Annotated in this window: 18 protein-coding genes; 13 read left to right on the plus strand and 5 right to left on the minus strand. The window is 46.9% G+C overall.

What is annotated here, in order from left to right:
• The first annotated feature begins 10 nt into the window (after positions 1 to 10).
• The 5 genes from BLW29_RS00720 (at position 11) to BLW29_RS00740 (ending at position 5,960) form a co-directional block, all read left to right on the plus strand.
• Positions 11 to 436: a MarR family winged helix-turn-helix transcriptional regulator gene (locus tag BLW29_RS00720; protein ID WP_090975422.1), complete on the plus strand. Its 426-nt coding sequence runs from the start codon at positions 11 to 13 to the stop codon at positions 434 to 436.
• A gap of 93 nt (positions 437 to 529) precedes the next feature.
• Positions 530 to 868 carry a DoxX family protein gene (locus BLW29_RS00725; RefSeq protein WP_090975423.1) on the plus strand — a complete coding sequence of 113 codons (339 nt, stop codon included), beginning with the start codon at positions 530 to 532 and terminating at the stop codon, positions 866 to 868.
• Between the two features lie 284 nt (positions 869 to 1,152).
• Entirely contained in the window at positions 1,153 to 4,497 is a 3,345-nt protein-coding gene (locus BLW29_RS00730; RefSeq protein WP_177186416.1) for an Ig-like domain-containing protein, read from the plus strand.
• A 136-nt stretch (positions 4,498 to 4,633) separates the two neighbouring features.
• The gene (locus tag BLW29_RS00735) at positions 4,634 to 5,440 is read left to right on the plus strand and encodes a class I SAM-dependent methyltransferase (RefSeq protein WP_090975425.1); all 807 of its coding nucleotides are present in this window, start codon (positions 4,634 to 4,636) and stop codon (positions 5,438 to 5,440) included.
• A 31-nt stretch (positions 5,441 to 5,471) separates the two neighbouring features.
• Positions 5,472 to 5,960 carry an NUDIX hydrolase gene (locus BLW29_RS00740; RefSeq protein ID WP_090975426.1) on the plus strand — a complete coding sequence of 163 codons (489 nt, stop codon included), beginning with the start codon at positions 5,472 to 5,474 and terminating at the stop codon, positions 5,958 to 5,960.
• Positions 5,961 to 6,081: 121 nt separating this feature from the next.
• On the opposite strand, the gene BLW29_RS00745 is transcribed toward BLW29_RS00740, so the two are convergent.
• Together BLW29_RS00745 and BLW29_RS00750 are read right to left on the minus strand one after the other, a co-directional pair.
• Complete coding sequence (locus BLW29_RS00745) at positions 6,082 to 6,498, minus strand: VOC family protein (protein WP_090975427.1); 417 nt, start codon at positions 6,496 to 6,498, stop codon at positions 6,082 to 6,084.
• A gap of 36 nt (positions 6,499 to 6,534) precedes the next feature.
• Complete coding sequence (locus tag BLW29_RS00750) at positions 6,535 to 7,368, minus strand: YncE family protein (RefSeq protein ID WP_143044334.1); 834 nt, start codon at positions 7,366 to 7,368, stop codon at positions 6,535 to 6,537.
• A gap of 313 nt (positions 7,369 to 7,681) precedes the next feature.
• Between BLW29_RS00750 and BLW29_RS31085 the strand changes: the two genes are divergently transcribed.
• The gene (locus BLW29_RS31085) at positions 7,682 to 8,134 is read left to right on the plus strand and encodes a hypothetical protein (RefSeq protein ID WP_143044335.1); all 453 of its coding nucleotides are present in this window, start codon (positions 7,682 to 7,684) and stop codon (positions 8,132 to 8,134) included.
• A gap of 215 nt (positions 8,135 to 8,349) precedes the next feature.
• On the plus strand, positions 8,350 to 9,180 hold the full coding sequence (locus BLW29_RS00755; protein ID WP_090975429.1) for a PPK2 family polyphosphate kinase: 831 nt from the start codon (positions 8,350 to 8,352) through the stop codon (positions 9,178 to 9,180).
• Between the two features lie 12 nt (positions 9,181 to 9,192).
• On the opposite strand, the gene BLW29_RS00760 is transcribed toward BLW29_RS00755, so the two are convergent.
• Complete coding sequence (locus BLW29_RS00760) at positions 9,193 to 10,251, minus strand: serine hydrolase domain-containing protein (RefSeq protein ID WP_090975430.1); 1,059 nt, start codon at positions 10,249 to 10,251, stop codon at positions 9,193 to 9,195.
• A gap of 69 nt (positions 10,252 to 10,320) precedes the next feature.
• Between BLW29_RS00760 and BLW29_RS00765 the strand changes: the two genes are divergently transcribed.
• Complete coding sequence (locus tag BLW29_RS00765) at positions 10,321 to 11,490, plus strand: alanyl-tRNA editing protein (protein WP_090975431.1); 1,170 nt, start codon at positions 10,321 to 10,323, stop codon at positions 11,488 to 11,490.
• Positions 11,491 to 11,582: 92 nt separating this feature from the next.
• Entirely contained in the window at positions 11,583 to 12,152 is a 570-nt protein-coding gene (locus tag BLW29_RS00770) for a dihydrofolate reductase family protein (RefSeq protein ID WP_090975432.1), read from the plus strand.
• A gap of 446 nt (positions 12,153 to 12,598) precedes the next feature.
• Here the strand turns inward: BLW29_RS00770 and BLW29_RS00780 are convergent, their stop codons facing one another.
• Entirely contained in the window at positions 12,599 to 13,345 is a 747-nt protein-coding gene (locus BLW29_RS00780) for an MBL fold metallo-hydrolase (protein WP_090975434.1), read from the minus strand.
• Between the two features lie 17 nt (positions 13,346 to 13,362).
• Positions 13,363 to 14,007 carry a DsbA family protein gene (locus tag BLW29_RS00785; RefSeq protein WP_090975435.1) on the minus strand — a complete coding sequence of 215 codons (645 nt, stop codon included), beginning with the start codon at positions 14,005 to 14,007 and terminating at the stop codon, positions 13,363 to 13,365.
• Positions 14,008 to 14,247: 240 nt separating this feature from the next.
• On the opposite strand from BLW29_RS00785, the gene BLW29_RS00790 reads away from it, so the two are divergent.
• From BLW29_RS00790 to BLW29_RS00805, 4 genes are all read left to right on the plus strand, one after another.
• Positions 14,248 to 14,682 (plus strand): Rrf2 family transcriptional regulator, encoded by a 435-nt coding sequence (locus BLW29_RS00790; RefSeq protein ID WP_090975436.1) that lies wholly within the window; start codon positions 14,248 to 14,250, stop codon positions 14,680 to 14,682.
• Between the two features lie 123 nt (positions 14,683 to 14,805).
• Positions 14,806 to 15,678, plus strand: coding sequence for an alpha/beta fold hydrolase (locus BLW29_RS00795; protein ID WP_256208245.1), 873 nt, complete (start codon positions 14,806 to 14,808; stop codon positions 15,676 to 15,678).
• 125 nt (positions 15,679 to 15,803) lie between these two features.
• Positions 15,804 to 16,379, plus strand: coding sequence for a TetR/AcrR family transcriptional regulator (locus BLW29_RS00800; protein WP_090975437.1), 576 nt, complete (start codon positions 15,804 to 15,806; stop codon positions 16,377 to 16,379).
• Between the two features lie 115 nt (positions 16,380 to 16,494).
• Positions 16,495 to 17,760 (plus strand): MFS transporter, encoded by a 1,266-nt coding sequence (locus BLW29_RS00805; protein WP_090975438.1) that lies wholly within the window; start codon positions 16,495 to 16,497, stop codon positions 17,758 to 17,760.
• The last annotated feature ends 64 nt before the right edge of the window (positions 17,761 to 17,824 follow it).

A 17,824-nucleotide genomic window follows, 5' to 3' on the forward strand; every position in this document is an offset into this window, starting at 1 on the left:
GGAGACGATTATGGAACTTTATGATTTCACGGGATTTCAGATTCATCGCACAGATGTGAAGATGAACAATTACTTCACGAAGCAATTAAAGCCATTCGCCATTACGCCGGATCAATGGGGCATTCTTTGTGTTCTGGACGGCGATAAGGCAACGACACAGAAAGAGCTTGCGGAAGCCATTGACCGGGATCAAACCACGGTTGTTCGCATGATTCATTCTTTGGAGAAGAAAGCATTCGTTCAACGCTTCGTACATGATACGGATAAACGTTCCCACAATCTATACCTTACCGATAAAGGAATGGAGCTCAAATCGAAGGTGCTTCCCGTTGTCATCGCCGCGCATCATTATGCGACAAGATACTTGAGTAAGGAGGAGATCAATGAATTGAAAGCCATTCTCGAGAAGTTGTACGCAGGCGTTAATGATGACTAATGGGGAAGGGGAGCAGAATAATCATTCAGATCTAAAACATGCTATAGCATATATTTGTTGAAACTAAAAGATGAGTTAAAGGAGCTATTACAAATGATAACGATGATTTTGCAAGTAATTGTCGGCGTGTTCTTCATGTTCACAGGGGTTAGAATTATTAGCGGTAAAATGGCGCATGAATTCAAACGCTTCGGACTGCCGCCGATTTTTAATTTCATGACGGGGTTCATTGAGATCGTTAGCTCGATTGGTATGCTTGTTGGTATTTGGTACACTGTTACAGCCGTAATAGCCGGACTTTTATTAGCCGCAACGATGCTTGCAGCGGCCTTCGTTCTTCTTGTCATTGCCAAAGATCCAATAGCCAAAGCGATTCCGTCGATCGTACTATGCCTGCTGTCTGTAGGTATCAGCATGAACCTCTTGGTCTAACCGGACTTATGCTACATGCAGATAAAATTAAAAAATTCTCATCATCTCTTAATCTCAACAAATTGATACAAATTGTCTCTCTTAATAATTGAGGTCATAGATTAAAAACCCTTTTTATAAAGGGGACTGATGTTGGTTTACCTAGTATTTATGCGTAAAAATGCGAGTTTTGACAGATTCGCTGCTGAATATGTCACCGAAACATTTCGTAACCTCCTTGCGTTATAATTAACAGCTTTTCGACGCAGCGGGTCATCATGGCTCGCGGACAAGGAGGTAAGCGCATGAAGGTAGTACGTAAAGTGCTGATCGCATGGCTGCTGTTGGCTCTTTCGATTCCGGCTTTTGTTGCACAAGCGGACTCGCTTTCCACGCAAGCGAAGTTCGAGATATTGAAGGGAGAAGGAATCTTCACGGGAATGGGGGACGGAAGCGCAGGGCTTAACCAATCGATGACGCGCGAACAATTCGCCGCCGTGCTGTACCGACTCTGGGGGTTATCGGGCAACAACAGCAACTCGGGAATGGCGAGCTTCAACGACGTGTTGAAGTCGAGATGGTCTTATCAGGAAGTGGAGGCTGTGAATCAGGCTGGACTAATGACGGGAACCGGTGTGCGCAAGTTCTCTCCAGCCGCTAACGTAACGGTGGAGCAGCTGGCTGCTGTACTGGTTCGTGCTTATGGCTATGGAAACGGCACTTCTTCAGTGGCGGGCCTCGTATCCGCATGGGCAAGGGGTTCGGTCAGTGCCGCGCTCGATCACGGTTATATCTCCTACCAGAGCAATTACAAAGCAGCCGCTACCCGCGGCCAGCTCGTCGATGCCGCTTATGTCGTTTATGGGCAGCAGAACCAACATAAGATTCTTGTGAAAAGCGTTCAACCGCTCTCGAACAGTATCATTTATGTCTCCTTGTTACAAAAAGTTGCCTCGATTGATCCATCCAGCTTCTCGCTAAGGGACGATCAAGGTACGGTTATTGCGATCAGGACAGCGACTCTGTCATCGGATGGCATGAGCGTTACGATCTTGACGGGGCCTCAACAATGGAATGTCATCTACACGCTCTCGGTGGATGGAACGGGCTGGCGTTATACTGCCGTTAGGGATAACATCGACGGCGGCACGATTGACTCTCGTCCTACCGTAACCAAGGTTGAGAACTTGGGAGATCGGACGATTCGGCTGACGTTCTCGGAGCAGGTTAGCCGCTCCACAGCAGAAGATCCAGACCATTACGACATTGTCTCCAGCGACCTCAATCTCTATAGCTATTCGTTATCCGACGATCGACTCTCGGTCACGATCACGACGAGCACCCAGGAGGACGGTCATCTATATCGGTTATCCGTATCCGGCGTGAAGGATCTAACAGGAAACACGATGACGTCCCGGAGCGACTTATACTTCTACGGTATTTACGACCGAGACGGATCGAAGCCTTCCGTCGTTTCTGTCGCCGGTCAGAACAACTCGACAATCCAAGTTGTCTTCAGCGAGAAAGTCGATGCAAGCGACGTTCGCAACGTGAACAATTACAGCATCAATAACGATTTGTACGTCACCCGCGTGACCATCGCGAGCGATGGCAAGACGGTAACGCTATACACCAATGAACAAGTGAACGGCAGGGAATACAAGCTTACGATTCGCAATATTGCCGATCTAGCCGGCAACGTCATGGACCCGCGGCGGGATATCGTTCTCAAAGGCACGAACGATCATGTTAAGCCTGAAATCGAATCCGTATCCGTGCTTAGCAATTCGACCGTCGAAGTGCAATTCAGCGAGAAGGTCAATGAGAGTCAGGCTAAGAATGTATCGAATTATTCCATTAACAATAATCTCAGAGTAACGAATGCCATTCTGGGCAGTGGTGGAGACACGGTGATTCTTACGACGACGAAACAGACAGATGCCGTGCTGTATACGATGGCGATTCAAGGGATCCCCGATCTGGCAGGAAACATGATGGATAAAGCGACGAACTTGTATTTTGGAGGATTAGTCGACTACAGCTCACCGACCATTGTAGGCATTCAAGCGGCAGCGCGCCAAGTGGTCTTAACGTTTAGCGAGCGTTTGGAAGCGAGCACGGCGAACCGCGTGAGCAACTACAAGCTCGACAGCAAACTCGGGGCAGTCAAGAATGCGGTGTATGACGACGCTAAGAAGTCTGTCACCCTCACGACCAATGAGCAGGAACTAGGCGACGTTTATAACATCACCATCAATCATGTAAATGACCTAAGCGGCAACGAAATCGCGGCGGATACACGCATCCAATTCGTCGGCAGCGACCGCGAATCGTCCGGATCCATCGAGCTTCAGAAGCTCGAAGTCGTCAATCAGAACACGGTTCAAGCGACGTTCAGCCGTGCGTTGTCCGACTCCGAAGTCGGCTCCCTCGACTTGACGATTCTGAAGGATAACAACCGTAATGTAGACGTGAGCGGTTGGAGCGAATATGTTGTCCGAAAGTCCAGCACGAATAACGTGGTTATTATCCAGCTAAAGACGAAACAAACAGGAAATCCTTCCCTTTTCGTCGCGGGGCATGTATACACCGGGCGCATCTCTGATTTGCCTGGTTTGATCAACACGGACGGGGCGAATCAGAAGGTATTCCCGGGGACGGAGAAGAAGAACGACGAACCTTACGTTACGCAAGTATCGGCGCTGAACAACAGGGCGATCAAGGTCACCTTCAGTGAGCCCGTTCGTAACGTTAGCGCGTCTGGATTCAACCTTCTGCAGGGCGACGATTCGACGATCGGAATTGACCGAGATAGCCTGAATGAAACCAACAGAATCGTGACCGAAGTGACCCTCTATCTAGACGATGATGTGCGGTCCGGCAAGACTTACTTCCTGCGCTTCAAGGACAGTATCAAGGACGCGGCGGGATGGAACGCCATCCGCACGCAGGTTGGCGATAAGCCTTATCAAGTCGTGTTCGCGGGAACGTCGACTTCCAATCAGGCACCTGCGGTCACGAAGCTCGTATCAACGGACCGCTACACATTCGAGATTCAATTCAGCGAGCCTGTATGGCTTGATGACGATGGGGGCTTCTCATTGTACGCCGTATCCGGTGGTAACGACATCGACATTCAATCAAGCGGAAACGCGAGTTACGTCGTCTCCCCGGACCGCAAGTCAATCACGGTGTACCTGAACGCGGACCGGCTGGATCCGCTGAAATCGAATCAGCGCTATCGGTTGGAGTACGATTCGAATCACGGACGGATCGTGGACGATCAAAGGGATGAGCTGAAAGACTCTGACAACAGCAGCGTCTATCTCTTTACCGCTTCAAGTGCGAATAATGCCATTCCTTATATTACGAAAGTCAACGCGCAAGGAACGGAAATCAAGATTACGTTCAGCGAACCTATCACAGGCTACAAGGATGAAACTAATTACTTCAACATCGTAATAGACGGCAAACAAATCATACCTACGGAAGGTCGCTTGGACGGGCAAACCATCGTATTGAAAGTGCCTTCTCTAGTAACGGGCAAGATCGGAACGATCTCGATTACGAGCAAAGGGGTCGACTCGATCCGGGATTACAACCGTTTATCTCCGGACCCGGATTCGAAATTCACATTCGGCGTACAGTAAGTAAACCCTATCGAATGACGTTTAGAGGAGGACCATCGTGGTCCTCTTCTTTTTGCCATAAATCGTTTACAGGGGAACGTACGTGCGCTATGCTTGAGTGGCACCAAATAATGGAATTCCTAATGGGGAGGACGACATGGTCAATAATTCTGCAATTCGAACAAACATCATAGGTGGCAGTGAAGTAGGTGCCATCTCGGTTGACATGGATCAACGCAGCATTCATGAAACGAATAGCTTATTTTGGAATACCAACGGAAATGACGTGTTAGGAGGAACCGCGCTTCCGTTCTATGGAGCCTATGTCTCGGAAGATAGCTGCCAGCTGTTTGGCGATGTCTCGGGGAAGAAGATGCTAGAAATAGGTTGTGGAAGCGGGCAATCCTTGCAATATGTAGGGGAACGCCAAGCATCTGAGCTATGGGGGATCGATCTGTCTGAAAGCCAACTGGAGAAGACAAGACAGCATCTGGAGGCGTGTGGACTTTCAGCCACATTAATCTGTTCGCCCATGGAAGAAGAATGTGGTCTGCCTACTAATTATTTTGATTGTGTTTATTCGGTTTATGCGATCGGCTGGACGACCGACCTTGAGGGGACTTTTCGCCGCATAGCGTCCTACTTAGTAGAAGGCGGAGTATTTATTTTCAGCTGGTCTCACCCTATACATAAATGTGTAACTGCAGACAATGATAGTCTCGTATTCAAGAAATCTTATTTCGATGAATCTTGGTATTCGGTCACACTTGGTGAAAGTACGCTCTCCTTATCGGATCGTAAACTTTCAACTTATGCGAATGCGTTGGCAAGAGCGGGATTTGTAATTGAGCAAATGATTGAAGAATCGGATGAAGCATTAATGATGCAGTCGAGTGACCGCGAGTTTGCCGATAAAGCAAGGATGCTTCCTGTAAGCTTTGTAATTAAAGCGCGAAAATTATAGAGTTTTGAAGTTGAAATGGAGGAGGCTTGCTATGGGATTCCCAACACATATCGTATCTGCCGGCGGAATTGTAGAGGATGGCAGCGGAAATATTCTTTTGGTTAAAGCGCATGACGATGGCTGGGTTTTTCCCGGCGGCATTATTGAAGTCGGAGAGAATCTGATTAACGGCGTGATTCGTGAAATCAAAGAGGAAAGTGGCATTGATGCGACCGTAAGCCATTTGATTAACGTAGTATCGAATACAGGTTTGCATAAGTGGTATGACGGCGTGACGGATGTTCCTACGAAGATCATGTTTGATTTTGTGTGCAAAGCAGAGGGGGGAGAGTTAACGACCTCGGATGAAACAAGCGACTCTCGTTGGGTTCCAAAGGATGATGTCTTGGCGGTTCTGACGCTGCCATTCATTCGTGTTCGTTACGAAAGTTATTTGAATTTTAACGGCTCTGTGAATTATTTGGAGTACACGACTCCGACAACGTCAGAATGTATCGTCAAGGTGCAGAGGCAAGTTTAATTGAACCACTGAACAATCTTGTTCAACGCGACGAATTGAAATAAATATCCTATCGATGCTATAAATGCCGGAACCCTATGAAACATAAGGGTTTCGGCATTTGGCGTATCAATCTGATAGCTTACCCCTGCGGGATCGCACTTTCATCCATAAAGCCGATTTCCCATTGATGACCGTCTAGGTCCAGGAAACTTCTCTGATACATGAAGCCGAGGTCTTGTGTGTCATTTGCAATTTGGCCACCTGCATCAAGCGCGCTGTTAACTAACTTGTCCACTTTGTCGCGGCTCTCTACCATTAATGCAATCAGGACTTCGGTTGTTTTGGATGAGTCCGAAATCTCTTTCTTGGTGAAGGTCTTGAAATACGCTTCCACTAGCAGCATGGCGTAGATGTTCTCTCCGATGACCATGCAAGTTGCATTGTCGTCAGTGAAGTTTGGGTTGAACTCAAAACCTACTTCGGAGAAAAACGCCACAGCTTTCTTCAAGTCTTTTACCGGTAGATTAACAAACATACTTTTGGCTGTTTCTGCCATCTCGATCACCTCAAGTATACAGTAGCACTATGCGTGCTAGAAAAGCAATATCGGCGTAAGCGCTACGTCGGTGCTTTGATTGCCGACAGGGAGCTTGGCGATTAAACTGTAGTTTGCAGCGGAATAGAGGAGAACGATCGAATTCATGGCATCGATGAAGATGAAGGTGGAAGCGTCAGCCGAAATCGCGATGTTGGTGAGTTCCGCACCGGGAAACAAGATTCTCTCCACCAGTGACGTCGTATCGCTATTGAGTGCGAGCAGACTGGAAACGCCGATCGTCGTTACGAATAAACGGTGTCCGTCCGGCGCTACGGCTAAGCTGATGGGAAAGCTTCCCGCCGGAAGCGCGATCGGGATAAGGAGCGTATTTGTTGTCGCATCGATGACCTCGATTTGGCCGGCGTTCATCGCGACATAAACCCGCGTACCGTCAATGCTTACAACAATATCGACAGGCGCAGCGCCGGCGACCGATATCTCGGTCACGATCGTATTGGTGGTCAAGTTCAGTACGGTGACGCTCTGAGTAATTAAATTCGTCACATAACCCAGCGTGCCGCTCGGGTTGAGGGCAATCTCGAAAGAACCGCTGCCGGGTAGTAACGGAATGGTGCCCAGCATGGTATTACTTGCTTTTTCAATAATAGTCACACCGCTTGCCGCTCCGCCATTCACGACGTACACCAGCGACCCGTTCGGTGATATCGCAATGCCGAACGGATCGCTTCCGGCAGTGAGCATGATGGTAGCTATTATCGTATTGCTGGCCGTGTCTATGACGAGAACCGAGTCGTTCACGCAAGTGAGGTAAGCAGTTGTTCCGTCCGGCGTAATTGCAATTCGTTCACAGTTGATCGGTGTCGGAATGGTGGGCTTTTACGCGAGGTGATTGCAAATTGTGAATAGGACCTGAATCATAAAGGGGCATAAGCATCCAACCTTTCTCTTCTTTAACGAAAGACAAATCTAGTAATACTATATGAGGGGAGGACAGGTTAGGTCCTAGATTGGTAACTATCTATGCAAGCATTATTGGTAAAGTCTTAGCACCTATTGCAGGGATGAATGGGGAGGCATAACTGTGTTCATGACCAGCTAAACTATTAGTCTATTCGTCCAAGCACTTTCACTTTCTATGAATAATTTAGGATAAAAATAGAAAGTGAGATGTGATCGAAGAATGTCTACTCAATTCTTGGATTCTCGACTATCGCTCAATAATACGTCCAGTTCTGGCACTGAACCTTTAACAGAAACCCCCACTTTATATGGTGATATTGGGCTTCAAACGGTTAACGCCATAGGAACCCCGAACGTAAATGATGTTCGTATTCAACTTTGGGGAATGGTAGGGGTATTTAGAAGCGAATCGAACGCAGTCGATATCTTTATAGAAAGAGGAGGTACTGGCGTATTCGGTACAGGAACGCTCATCTTCTCTTTAAATATTGAACTATCTGCAGGTCCAGGCCACAGAGATTTGACATTTGTTACCGGAGACTTCCCTCCGTTAGCTGATGTAGTAACGGGCCAGATTCGGTATTGCATGTATTTGGCCATTAATGAACCAACTGATGTCATTCTTTCAGGTCCCGTAACTTTTGTTGGCTCAGCTAGTGCCGGCACGTCTTAAACGAAAGAACAAGATAACTCTCATCTTAAGCAGTTTGCCGTTGGCAGCTGCTTTTTTCATGCACCTATCGCAACAAAATATTGAATACCTATGTACAATTTGTGGGATAATTAGCTAAAAATGCTCTTCTCGATTCAATTTTAGTAGGTATGGTTAAAGTGTGTTCATTACGATCGAATTCGCCCAGTATTTAGAAATGTCTGAGGAGGTGTCTTATGTTGAAGAATTATCGGCTAACCAAGGCAGTCAAGCACGGTCTGAGTCACTTCGATCCGAATGATACAGGCGGCTTCGGAAGCAAAGATGAGATTCAAGATGAGTTCGAGCAGATGGAGCGGAAGCTTCGCGATCTGCAGGACAAGCTGTTTGCTTCGAAGACGAATGGCGTACTTGTCTTGTTCCAAGGAATGGATTGCAGCGGGAAGGACGGCGTCATCAAGAAGGTACTGTCCAACTTGAATCCTCAGGGTTTTCGTGCGGAGGGTTTTAAGAAACCGACTATGGAAGAGTCTGCGCATGACTTCTTATGGAGAACGCATAAGGTTGTCCCTGCCAAGGGCTATATGACCGCATTTAATCGCTCATATTACGAGGATGTGCTCATTACCCGGGTGCACGGCATGATAGAAGACAAGGAAGCAGAAACACGGATGAAGCATATCCGGCATTTTGAGAAGCTTCTGACGAACAATGGCGTTCTGCTGATCAAAATTTTCCTACATATTTCACCTGAATTTCAGCTCGAGAAAATCCGCGAACGGCTCAGCAACCCGGAGAAACTATGGAAATTCGATCCAAGCGATCTCAAAGAGCGGCAATACTGGGATTCTTACATTAACGCATACGAAGATGCCTTCCGAAATACGGCAACCAATCAGGCGCCGTGGCATATCGTCCCAGCCAATCAACGATGGTTCCGCGACTACTTGGTGCTCCGGACGATTATAAGTTCCTTGGAGAAGCTGGACCTCTCTTATCCAGAACCGGACATTGAGACGCAAAAGCTTCTGGAGCAGCTTCAATCGAGCGACCCACTGTCCCAATAGGTGGAGCAACCCCTATGTATCCGTCGCTGACAGTGTATTTATGATCCGAAGCATCAGCTTGTAAGACAAGCTCGGCGGGGATATTTGGTTGACTGTACCGCACAGGTATAGATCATGCTTAGGCGAATAATAGGCGAAGGCTCCGGATAATCCGGAATGTCCGATCAACTCCGGGAGCGGCTTGAATGGTGAGAATAGGCGCGGGAGCTTAAATTTAGCGATCCCTTTGCCGTACTGCAGCGGAAAAAAGATTTTATTCCAAACATATAGCTCGCTTAAATAATTCTTCGGGAAAATGGTTCCTTCCATAAAAGCCCGTAGAAACCGCATTAACTCTTCAGCAGTTGAAACGATACCCCCATCAGGCCCGAAGGAAGCCATAGCAAGCGGAATATGAAGGGGAGAGTCCTTATAGTAAAGAGGGCTAGGCGTGTGATCGTGAATATTCGTATACAGGTAGGTGTCGGACAAAGACAATGGCTCATAAATATACTGCTTGAACACCTCATTTAAAGGTTGATTCGTTACCGTCTCGATAATTTGTCCAAGCAGCTGGTAGTTGGTATCCGAATATAAAGCTTTCCCCTTCGTTCCAGGGGCAAAGTGCGGCTTCATTTGTTTAACTTCTTCAATCACGTTCAATAGCGACCATGCCTGATCATGACCGGACATAATCTCATCTGCTAGACTCTTGCCGCTCTTGCGCTTGTGCTGGAAGTAATCCGGTAATCCCGACGTGTGCGCCATTAATTGCTCGATCGTAATATCGCACGAATATTCAGTACCTTGGTAATGATGGAGACCAGCGAGTAAACGTTTATCCAGATAGAGGGCGATTGGATCGGTCCATTTGATTTGGTTCCGCGCTAGTAGATTCAATAAGGCGGCGGTCACGTAAAGTTTCGTTGCGCTAGCGATAAAGAATCGGCTGTCCGCGTCCATATTCCCGGCCGCTCCGCCCCAAGTCAGTTGTCTGTCTCCTGATTCCACATGCACAACAGCACCAAAAATCTGTTTGTTATCAACTGCTGAGTGAATGAGACGATCAAGATTTTGTATGCGTAGTTGCATGATAAATCCCCTCTCATCATCTTTCTCTAACTATGTATGGTTGATATCTATTAAGAAAGGGATTTAAAGATGACAATTAGGATGTATTATCATTCTTCCTATGTAACCGAATGGGAGACCAAGATTACGAATTCGCTCAAGAGAGATGATGGTTGGTACGTTCAGTTGGAGCAAAGCGCCTTTTATCCTCATGGAGGAGGGCAGCCTTGCGATACGGGAACGATTAACGGCATTCCTGTATTGGATGTTATTAGCGAGGAAGATGAAGTGCTTCATAAAGTTGAGCGATTGCCGGAGGGAATAGCGGCGTCATGCAAGATCGACTGGGAGCGAAGATTTGATCATATGCAGCAGCATAGCGGACAGCATCTACTGTCGGCGGTTTGTCTACGATTATTCGATGCTTTGACGTTAAGTTTTCACCTGGGCATGGAATCCGCGACGATTGACGTGGATAAACCTGAGCTAACCTTGGAGCAGCTATCCCATCTGGAGCGGGAAGTGAACAAGACCATCTACGATAATCACCCTATATCTAGTTATATGGTTTCCGAGGAGGAGGCGAGCCGTTTACCGCTGGCAAAGCCGCCGAAAGTATCGGGGAACGTGCGTATCGTAGAAATTGAGAGCGTGGAATATAACGCGTGCGGCGGGACGCATGTATCGTCTACAGGTGGAATCGGGATGATCAAGCTGCTGAGAACGGAGAAGATGAAGGGAAATACCCGAATTTCATTCAAATGCGGGAGCCGCGCCTTGATGGAATTTAACGATTGCATGGGGATATTAGGGACGCTATCATCTAAATTCAATACGGGAAAAGAGGATATTGTCGCTCGCATTGAGAAGTGGGAACAGGAGCAAAAACAGCTTCAAACGGAATTAGCCGCTCTCAAGGAGCAGAATGATTCATTTATCGCCCGCGATCTCTTGGATCGGCCAGGCGATGGCTTGATCGCTCATCAGTTTGAGAATAAGCCGGTGAAAGATTTGCAAAGCCTGGCAATAAAGCTCACGACACTAACCAACGATCCTGTGCTGCTTGCCGATCTTGCGGATAGCAAATTGGTGCTGGCGCACAGCGGGCCATACGAACGTTCTTGCGGCGCGTTTTTCAAAGAACATCTAGGATCATACGGTGGCAAAGGCGGAGGCAGCAGCACCTTGGCTCAGGCAGGTTTCGGGTCTCTGAACGAAGCTTTGGCATTCTATGAATTCGTAAAAACAAATTTCCGATAATGAATTGAAAGGACTTGACCCTTACGTAACGGAATGTTTTATAGTGAACCATACATCGATCCACTTTATTCCCAATCGGAGGAGAAGCAAACATGAGAAAACTCGTATTGTTTATGCATGTGTCGTTAGATGGGTATGCGACGGATTCGAACGGAGGACTAGGTTGGATTCCTTATAATGAGGAGTTAGAGAAATACGCGGAGGAAGTCGTAGCCGAAGTCGGCTCTCCCGTATACGGAAGCACGACTTATCGTCTGATGGAGAGCTACTGGCCTTCTTTGCTGGACGATCCGGATGCGTCGAAGCACGATGTGGAGCATGCCCGGTGGCTGCAGGATGTGAAGAAGATCGTCATTTCCGGTTCGATGGAACATGCCGAATGGAACAATACGATGCTGATCAAGGATAATATCGCGGAGGAAATCAAGGCGCTCAAGGAGCAGCCCGGCAAAAATCTCGTGATCTTCGGCAGTCCGGGTGCGGCGAAGACGTTACTTGAGCTCGGACTGATCGACGAATTCCTGTTGACGATTTGTCCGGTTATCTTGGGCGGCGGAAAATCGGTGTTCCACGGTGAAGGTGAGAAAATCAAGCTCAAGCTGCTGTCCAGCCGAACGTTCAATTCAGGCATTATCGCAGCCCGCTATGAGGTTGAGAAATAGACTTCCCGTACAAGAGTTCCACGAGCGGGTACGATATAACAAAACTAGGCAGCCCCTGCAAGGATATACGCAGGAGCTGCCTTTTTCTTATGAGGATAGGCGGACACACATTGAATAAATGCACATAGAATAATGAAATCAAATTAGTGAATTCGCTAATAGAAATGACGTCATTTGAAATGGAGTGGCATCATCATGTACGACTCGTTAAGAAGCGTCAAAATCATTTCAATCATTCTTATCGCTCTTGGTATCGTCTTTTTTCTGTTAGAATTTGCAGCTGCAGGAAGCATATCTATATTGGGTCTAGTTTTGTTCATGATTGGATTCGGGCTGAATTCTTTAATGCGCGCGGTAAGATACGAGCTCGAGAAACTTCGGCTCGAGAACGCCGAATTGAGACGACAAATACAGGAAAAATGGAAATGAACATGTGTCGATAGAAATCATGTAAGCGTCAATGTTTCCTTGGCCTCTAACCATTTCACTTTAACTTGGTTTTCTTCTGCGCTTTGGTTCACGCGACTGATAATGTCCGCAGTAGGCGTATAGTACGGCGGATTATTAACAAGCTCATAATGAATCGGAACAAGATAATTGACTTCCAGAGCCATTGCGGCTGAAACGGACTGTTCAGGCGTCATGACGATTGGTTGTTTACTTGCAGGCATAATGAATGGAAGTTGCACAACAGGACCATTGACCGGCAAAAAGGCGGCATCGAAGGGACCGTGATCCTGTTTCATTTTCCACCAATAACCATGCCATAACGTATCGCCGCAATGGATGACGGTTTTGCCGCCGGCTTTGACGATCCAAGCGACTTGCGGGTCTCCAAGTCCATCAACGGAGAACGTAGGAACGATGGAGAAAGCTCCAACTGTAACAACATCCTTTAAAGTAACACCAACGACCGACGTAAGTCCATAACCCGCAACGTATTCAACGACTTCAATCGGAACATATATCGGAATACTCTCCCCGTAAAATTGCTTTATGGCCTCGGGGTCGAAATGGTCGGGATGAACGTGGGTAAGGAAGACGGCATCGGGTTTGCCGAACTCATCCAACGGAATAAGCTTGCCTGCAGGTGTGCCGAGATCGGCAGGGAAATTATAGAACGGATCAATGACGATGCTTGTATGATTATGTTCGAGTTTAATGCCGGCCCATGGGAGCTTTACGATTTTCATTTTGGATAAACACCTCTCTAGTAAGATTCGATTCTTGCCATTACTTCAGTCAATTGCTTCTCAATTCCATGCAAGGTTGCAGAGCCTATTCCAAGTTGAATGATTTCACTCTCTGTCTGGACGAGTAGAGTAGGGAAGCTCTTGGCCCCAAGCTGCCCGGCTTTGATATAATCAGCGCGTGCTTCTGCATGAATAGCAGGATCGTCCAGTCGATGAAGCATTTCATTGCCATCCAGGCCCTGATTCCAGGCAATCTCCTGGTAAGTTGAGGGATCGCTTAGGCTCCTGCCTTCGTGATAAAACGCATGCTGCATAGCGGAGGCGAGGTAAACAGCACGTTCAGGCGACAGGGAACGCAGAGCGGCGAATCCGACAGCCGCGGCATCGGAATCCATGACGAATGTACCTTCCTGTAAGAGTCCATCATAGGCTTCCCCAAATTCCACTCCTGTAAGCTGGCTGATACGTTTGTTAGCTTCGGGAATATGAGGGTATTGCTGAATCGGCTGAATACGATTGCCAACGAACAGCCCTCCGGAAATAACCTTCAACGGAATCTCGCGGTGGTTCTCATGCACGGTACGAATGATTTTCGAGAATCCATAACACCAGCCGCAATAGGCGTCCCATACATAAATGAGAGATAAATCTTTAGCTGATATAACGATCTAACTCCTTTCTTGACGATTTCAAGTTCATGATTGGATCATTCTCTATCTATAACAATGCGGCTCTACCTGTAACAACGTTGGTTACTTGTAATAATATAAGTTACAGGTATCGGAATGTCAATGCCCTGATCACAAACATTATTTTGCCTTTTATGAAAATAGGGATTACACTTGTAACTGTCTTAATTACGGGTGGAGTATGTAGTTAATATAGAAAGGAGCTGTGAAAGGATGACCATTAGCAGTCGTTTCTCGGTCGGAATTCACATTTTATCGCTGCTTGAGATCAATAAGGCAGGCATAAATTCTTCAGAAATGATTGCCAGCAGCGTGAATACAAATCCCGTTGTCATTCGAAAAATAATGGGGAAGCTAAAGAAGGCGGGACTTGTGACGGTTAATCCCGGAATTGCCGGAGCTAAGCTTTCTCGGAGCTTGGCTGAAATCAGTTTATTGGACGTTTACAAAGCCGTAGAAGTGGTACAGGATAACGAATTATTCAGTATTCATGAAAATCCGAATCCGGATTGCCTCGTGGGCAAGCACTTGCAGGAAGCAATAGAACCCATTTTTGCCATGGCTCAGTTGGCTTTAGAAAAAGTGCTGCAAGGCATAACGATTGAAGACGTCGTTGAAAGTCTGCAGGCAAGGATCATAACTTGTTAATAAAAGAAGAACCGCCATCATTGGCGGTTCTTTTGACTAGGAGGGAGCACCGGACAACGTCTTCTCTAGACTGGTCGTTCATACTAATAAGACGACGGCTGAATCTTGCTTGGAGGAGAGCTAATGATGTCGATGACGGTGCTTTACAAAAAAATGAGCATTGATGGGATTGAAGTCTTCTATCGCGAAGCCGGGAATCCGAGAAATCCAGCCATTATTCTTCTTCACGGATTCCCTAGTTCTTCGCATATGTTTCGGGATTTAATACCGCTGCTGGCTGATCGCTATTATGTCATTGCTCCGGATTATCCTGGATTCGGGAACAGCAGTATGCCCCCAATGGATGAGTTCTCTTATACTTTCGAACATATTTCCATGGTTATTGAACAATGGATTGAACGGCTCTGCATCCCACGATATATGTTATATTGTCAGGACTATGGAGGCCCGATCGGATTCCGAATTGCAGTGCGGAGTCCTGAGCGAGTTCTCGGTTTCGTCATCCAGAATGCCGTAGCTCATGCGGTAGGACTCGGCCAACCTTTTGATATATTCAAGGCTCTTTGGGCGGATCCGAGCCCTGAGAACAGAGCAGCGTTCTCGAAGCTGCTCGAATTTGAATTCACTAAGAAGCAATATCTGTTAGGGGCATGTCAGCCTATATTGATCAGTCCCGATGGGTATACCATGGACCAGTTCTTCCTCAATCGGCCGGGAAATGCCGCCATTCAGTTGGCACTTGGCTATGATTATCGGCATAATGTGGACCAATATCCGAAATGGCAGCAATACTTGCGAACTTATCAGCCCCCCACTTTGATAGCCTGGGGGAAGAACGATTTTAATTTCACGTTGGCAGGTGCGTATGCAATTGCAAGTGAATTAACTTGTGTCGAGCTTGTGCTGTTATGCGGCGGACACTTTGTCCTTGAAGAAGCGAGCGGCAGGATTTCTGAATTAATGAAATCATTCTTTTGCCGAGTATATGGATTCTAATTGTCAGAACGGATAGCGTGCAATTCATGCGCATGATATTTTTTGTGTTCACTAGCGATTGTTTCTTATTATTTGACCGATTAGTCCAGAAATGTTACTTTACATTTGAAGGAAGGTGACAAGCATTGGCCAGACCTAAGGAATTTGATGAAGATATTGTTTTACAGAAAGCCATGCAGCTGTTCTGGGAACAAGGTTACGAGAAAACATCCATGCACCAGCTCGTTGCGCATATGGGCATTCATAAAGGAAGCTTGTATGATACTTTCGGGGAAAAAAAACGCCTCTACAATTTGGCATTACAACGTTATTGCGAACAATATGAAGCGTCTATAAACCATCGAGTCGAAGTTTCCCATTCAGCCAAAGAAACGATCCAACAATTATTTGAAAGAGCTATTCGCGAGCGGGAAGATAAGCCTCAAGGCTGCTTCATTGTAAATACTGCCGTAGAGCTATCCAGTCATGATGCGGAGGCAAGGGACCGTGTAAGCTTGAATTGGGAGCGTGTAGAAGAAATCATTCGTAACTTGATCTTGCAAGGTCAGCAATCCGGAGAGTTTTCTGAAACGCTTGACTCCGATCAACTGGCATCTTGTTTGAATAATGCCTTAATTGGACTCCGCGTGATGGTTAAAACCAATCCGGACAAGGAAAAACTGAGCAACATCATAAAAGTGAATATGTCGTTGTTGAAATAATGAAGTAGAAGTTGTTGGATTCTAGAACGATCGTTCAAAATAATTATTGACCGATCGTTCCAGAAATGATATTTTTACTTCTGAGCTTAATAATTAATGAAATGGGAGTGAGGAAATGGAAGCTAAAATCAAACCAACTTCCTGGCATTACAGCTGGATCGTTGTCCTAATAGCGTTTATTACGCTTCTCGTTTCTGCTGGCATTCGTTCGATGCCAAGTATATTGATGGTTCCCTTTGAACAAGAGTACGGGTGGGACCGCAGTTCCATATCAGGCGTTATCTCTGTCGGCATCTTCCTATATGGTCTTGTAGGTCCATTCTCTGCGGCTATCCTATCCAAGTTCGGAATTCGCCGTACGATGGTGATTTCACTTGCTGTCTTGGCCACGAGTATGGCGTTGACTCCATTTATGAAGGAGCTATGGCAATATGAGCTGCTGTGGGGTGTTGTTTCTGGGCTAGCGACGGGGATGATGGCTAACGTCCTTGGCGTGACAGTAGCTAATCGCTGGTTCGTTAAACGCAAGGGCCTCGTTGTTGGCATGCTAACCGCCAGCGCCGCGACAGGACAACTGTTATTCCTGCCATTGTTAGCACGCATCACCGTTGATAATGGCTGGCGCTATGCTGTCTATACCGCAGTCGGGTTTATTGTCCTGGTATTGGTCATTGTGGCGATCTGGATGCGAAACCATCCCTATGAGAAAGGGCTCGCCGCGTATGGCTCGGAAGAACTCGTGAAGCCTGAACCGTTTCAAGGGAGCATTTTTCTAACACCGCTATTGACCTTACGTCAGGCGATAAAGAACAAGACGTTTTGGTTGCTCGCTGGCACGTTCTTCTTTTGCGGATTCTCGACCAACGGTTTAATCGGCACGCATCTGATCCCGGCTTGCGGAGATCATGGCATTCCTGAAGTGATGGCTGCCGGACTGTTAGCCTTGATGGGAATGTTTGATTTGATCGGTACGACATTATCAGGCTGGTTAACGGATCGGTTTGACGCACGCAAGCTTCTTTTCTGGTATTACGGTCTTCGCGGACTATCCTTGATGTTCTTGCCTTATGCCCTAGATGGAGGACAATCCACGTTGTTCATATTCTCTGTGTTTTATGGTCTTGATTGGATCGCGACTGTACCGCCAACGGTTAAACTGGCGGGGCAAGAGTTCGGTAAAGAGAAGATAGGCATGGTATTCGGCTGGGTAGTGGTTGCTCACCAAATCGGTGCATCTGCTGCAGCTTTCCTGGCTGGAGCATTAAGAGACTGGACAGGAACCTATTCACCGACGTTTTTCGGTGCAGGTCTGATTTGTTTGTTCGCTGCCTTAATGGCCATACGGATTACGAAGCGAACCAAGGAACCACAAGCAGTTTAATAAAAAGATAATAAACCATTCAAAAAAGAGACTCAGGTGTTGCAAACCCTTTGTCTCTTTTTTG

Source organism: Paenibacillus sp. CF384 (assembly GCF_900106745.1).
Taxonomy (GTDB): Bacteria; Bacillota; Bacilli; order Paenibacillales; family Paenibacillaceae; genus Paenibacillus_Z.

What these genes read in the sequence shown, in the direction of transcription:
- BLW29_RS00720 (WP_090975422.1), top strand. Translation starts at nt 11, where the DNA reads ATGGAACTTTATGATTTCACGGGATTTCAGATTCATCGCACAGATGTG.
- BLW29_RS00725 (WP_090975423.1), top strand. Translation starts at nt 530, where the DNA reads ATGATAACGATGATTTTGCAAGTAATTGTCGGCGTGTTCTTCATGTTC.
- BLW29_RS00730 (WP_177186416.1), top strand. Translation starts at nt 1,153, where the DNA reads ATGAAGGTAGTACGTAAAGTGCTGATCGCATGGCTGCTGTTGGCTCTT.
- BLW29_RS00735 (WP_090975425.1), top strand. Translation starts at nt 4,634, where the DNA reads ATGGTCAATAATTCTGCAATTCGAACAAACATCATAGGTGGCAGTGAA.
- BLW29_RS00740 (WP_090975426.1), top strand. Translation starts at nt 5,472, where the DNA reads ATGGGATTCCCAACACATATCGTATCTGCCGGCGGAATTGTAGAGGAT.
- BLW29_RS00745 (WP_090975427.1), bottom strand. Translation starts at nt 6,498, where the DNA reads ATGGCAGAAACAGCCAAAAGTATGTTTGTTAATCTACCGGTAAAAGAC.
- BLW29_RS31085 (WP_143044335.1), top strand. Translation starts at nt 7,682, where the DNA reads ATGTCTACTCAATTCTTGGATTCTCGACTATCGCTCAATAATACGTCC.
- BLW29_RS00755 (WP_090975429.1), top strand. Translation starts at nt 8,350, where the DNA reads ATGTTGAAGAATTATCGGCTAACCAAGGCAGTCAAGCACGGTCTGAGT.
- BLW29_RS00760 (WP_090975430.1), bottom strand. Translation starts at nt 10,251, where the DNA reads ATGCAACTACGCATACAAAATCTTGATCGTCTCATTCACTCAGCAGTT.
- BLW29_RS00765 (WP_090975431.1), top strand. Translation starts at nt 10,321, where the DNA reads ATGACAATTAGGATGTATTATCATTCTTCCTATGTAACCGAATGGGAG.
- BLW29_RS00770 (WP_090975432.1), top strand. Translation starts at nt 11,583, where the DNA reads ATGAGAAAACTCGTATTGTTTATGCATGTGTCGTTAGATGGGTATGCG.
- BLW29_RS00780 (WP_090975434.1), bottom strand. Translation starts at nt 13,345, where the DNA reads ATGAAAATCGTAAAGCTCCCATGGGCCGGCATTAAACTCGAACATAAT.
- BLW29_RS00790 (WP_090975436.1), top strand. Translation starts at nt 14,248, where the DNA reads ATGACCATTAGCAGTCGTTTCTCGGTCGGAATTCACATTTTATCGCTG.
- BLW29_RS00795 (WP_256208245.1), top strand. Translation starts at nt 14,806, where the DNA reads ATGATGTCGATGACGGTGCTTTACAAAAAAATGAGCATTGATGGGATT.
- BLW29_RS00805 (WP_090975438.1), top strand. Translation starts at nt 16,495, where the DNA reads ATGGAAGCTAAAATCAAACCAACTTCCTGGCATTACAGCTGGATCGTT.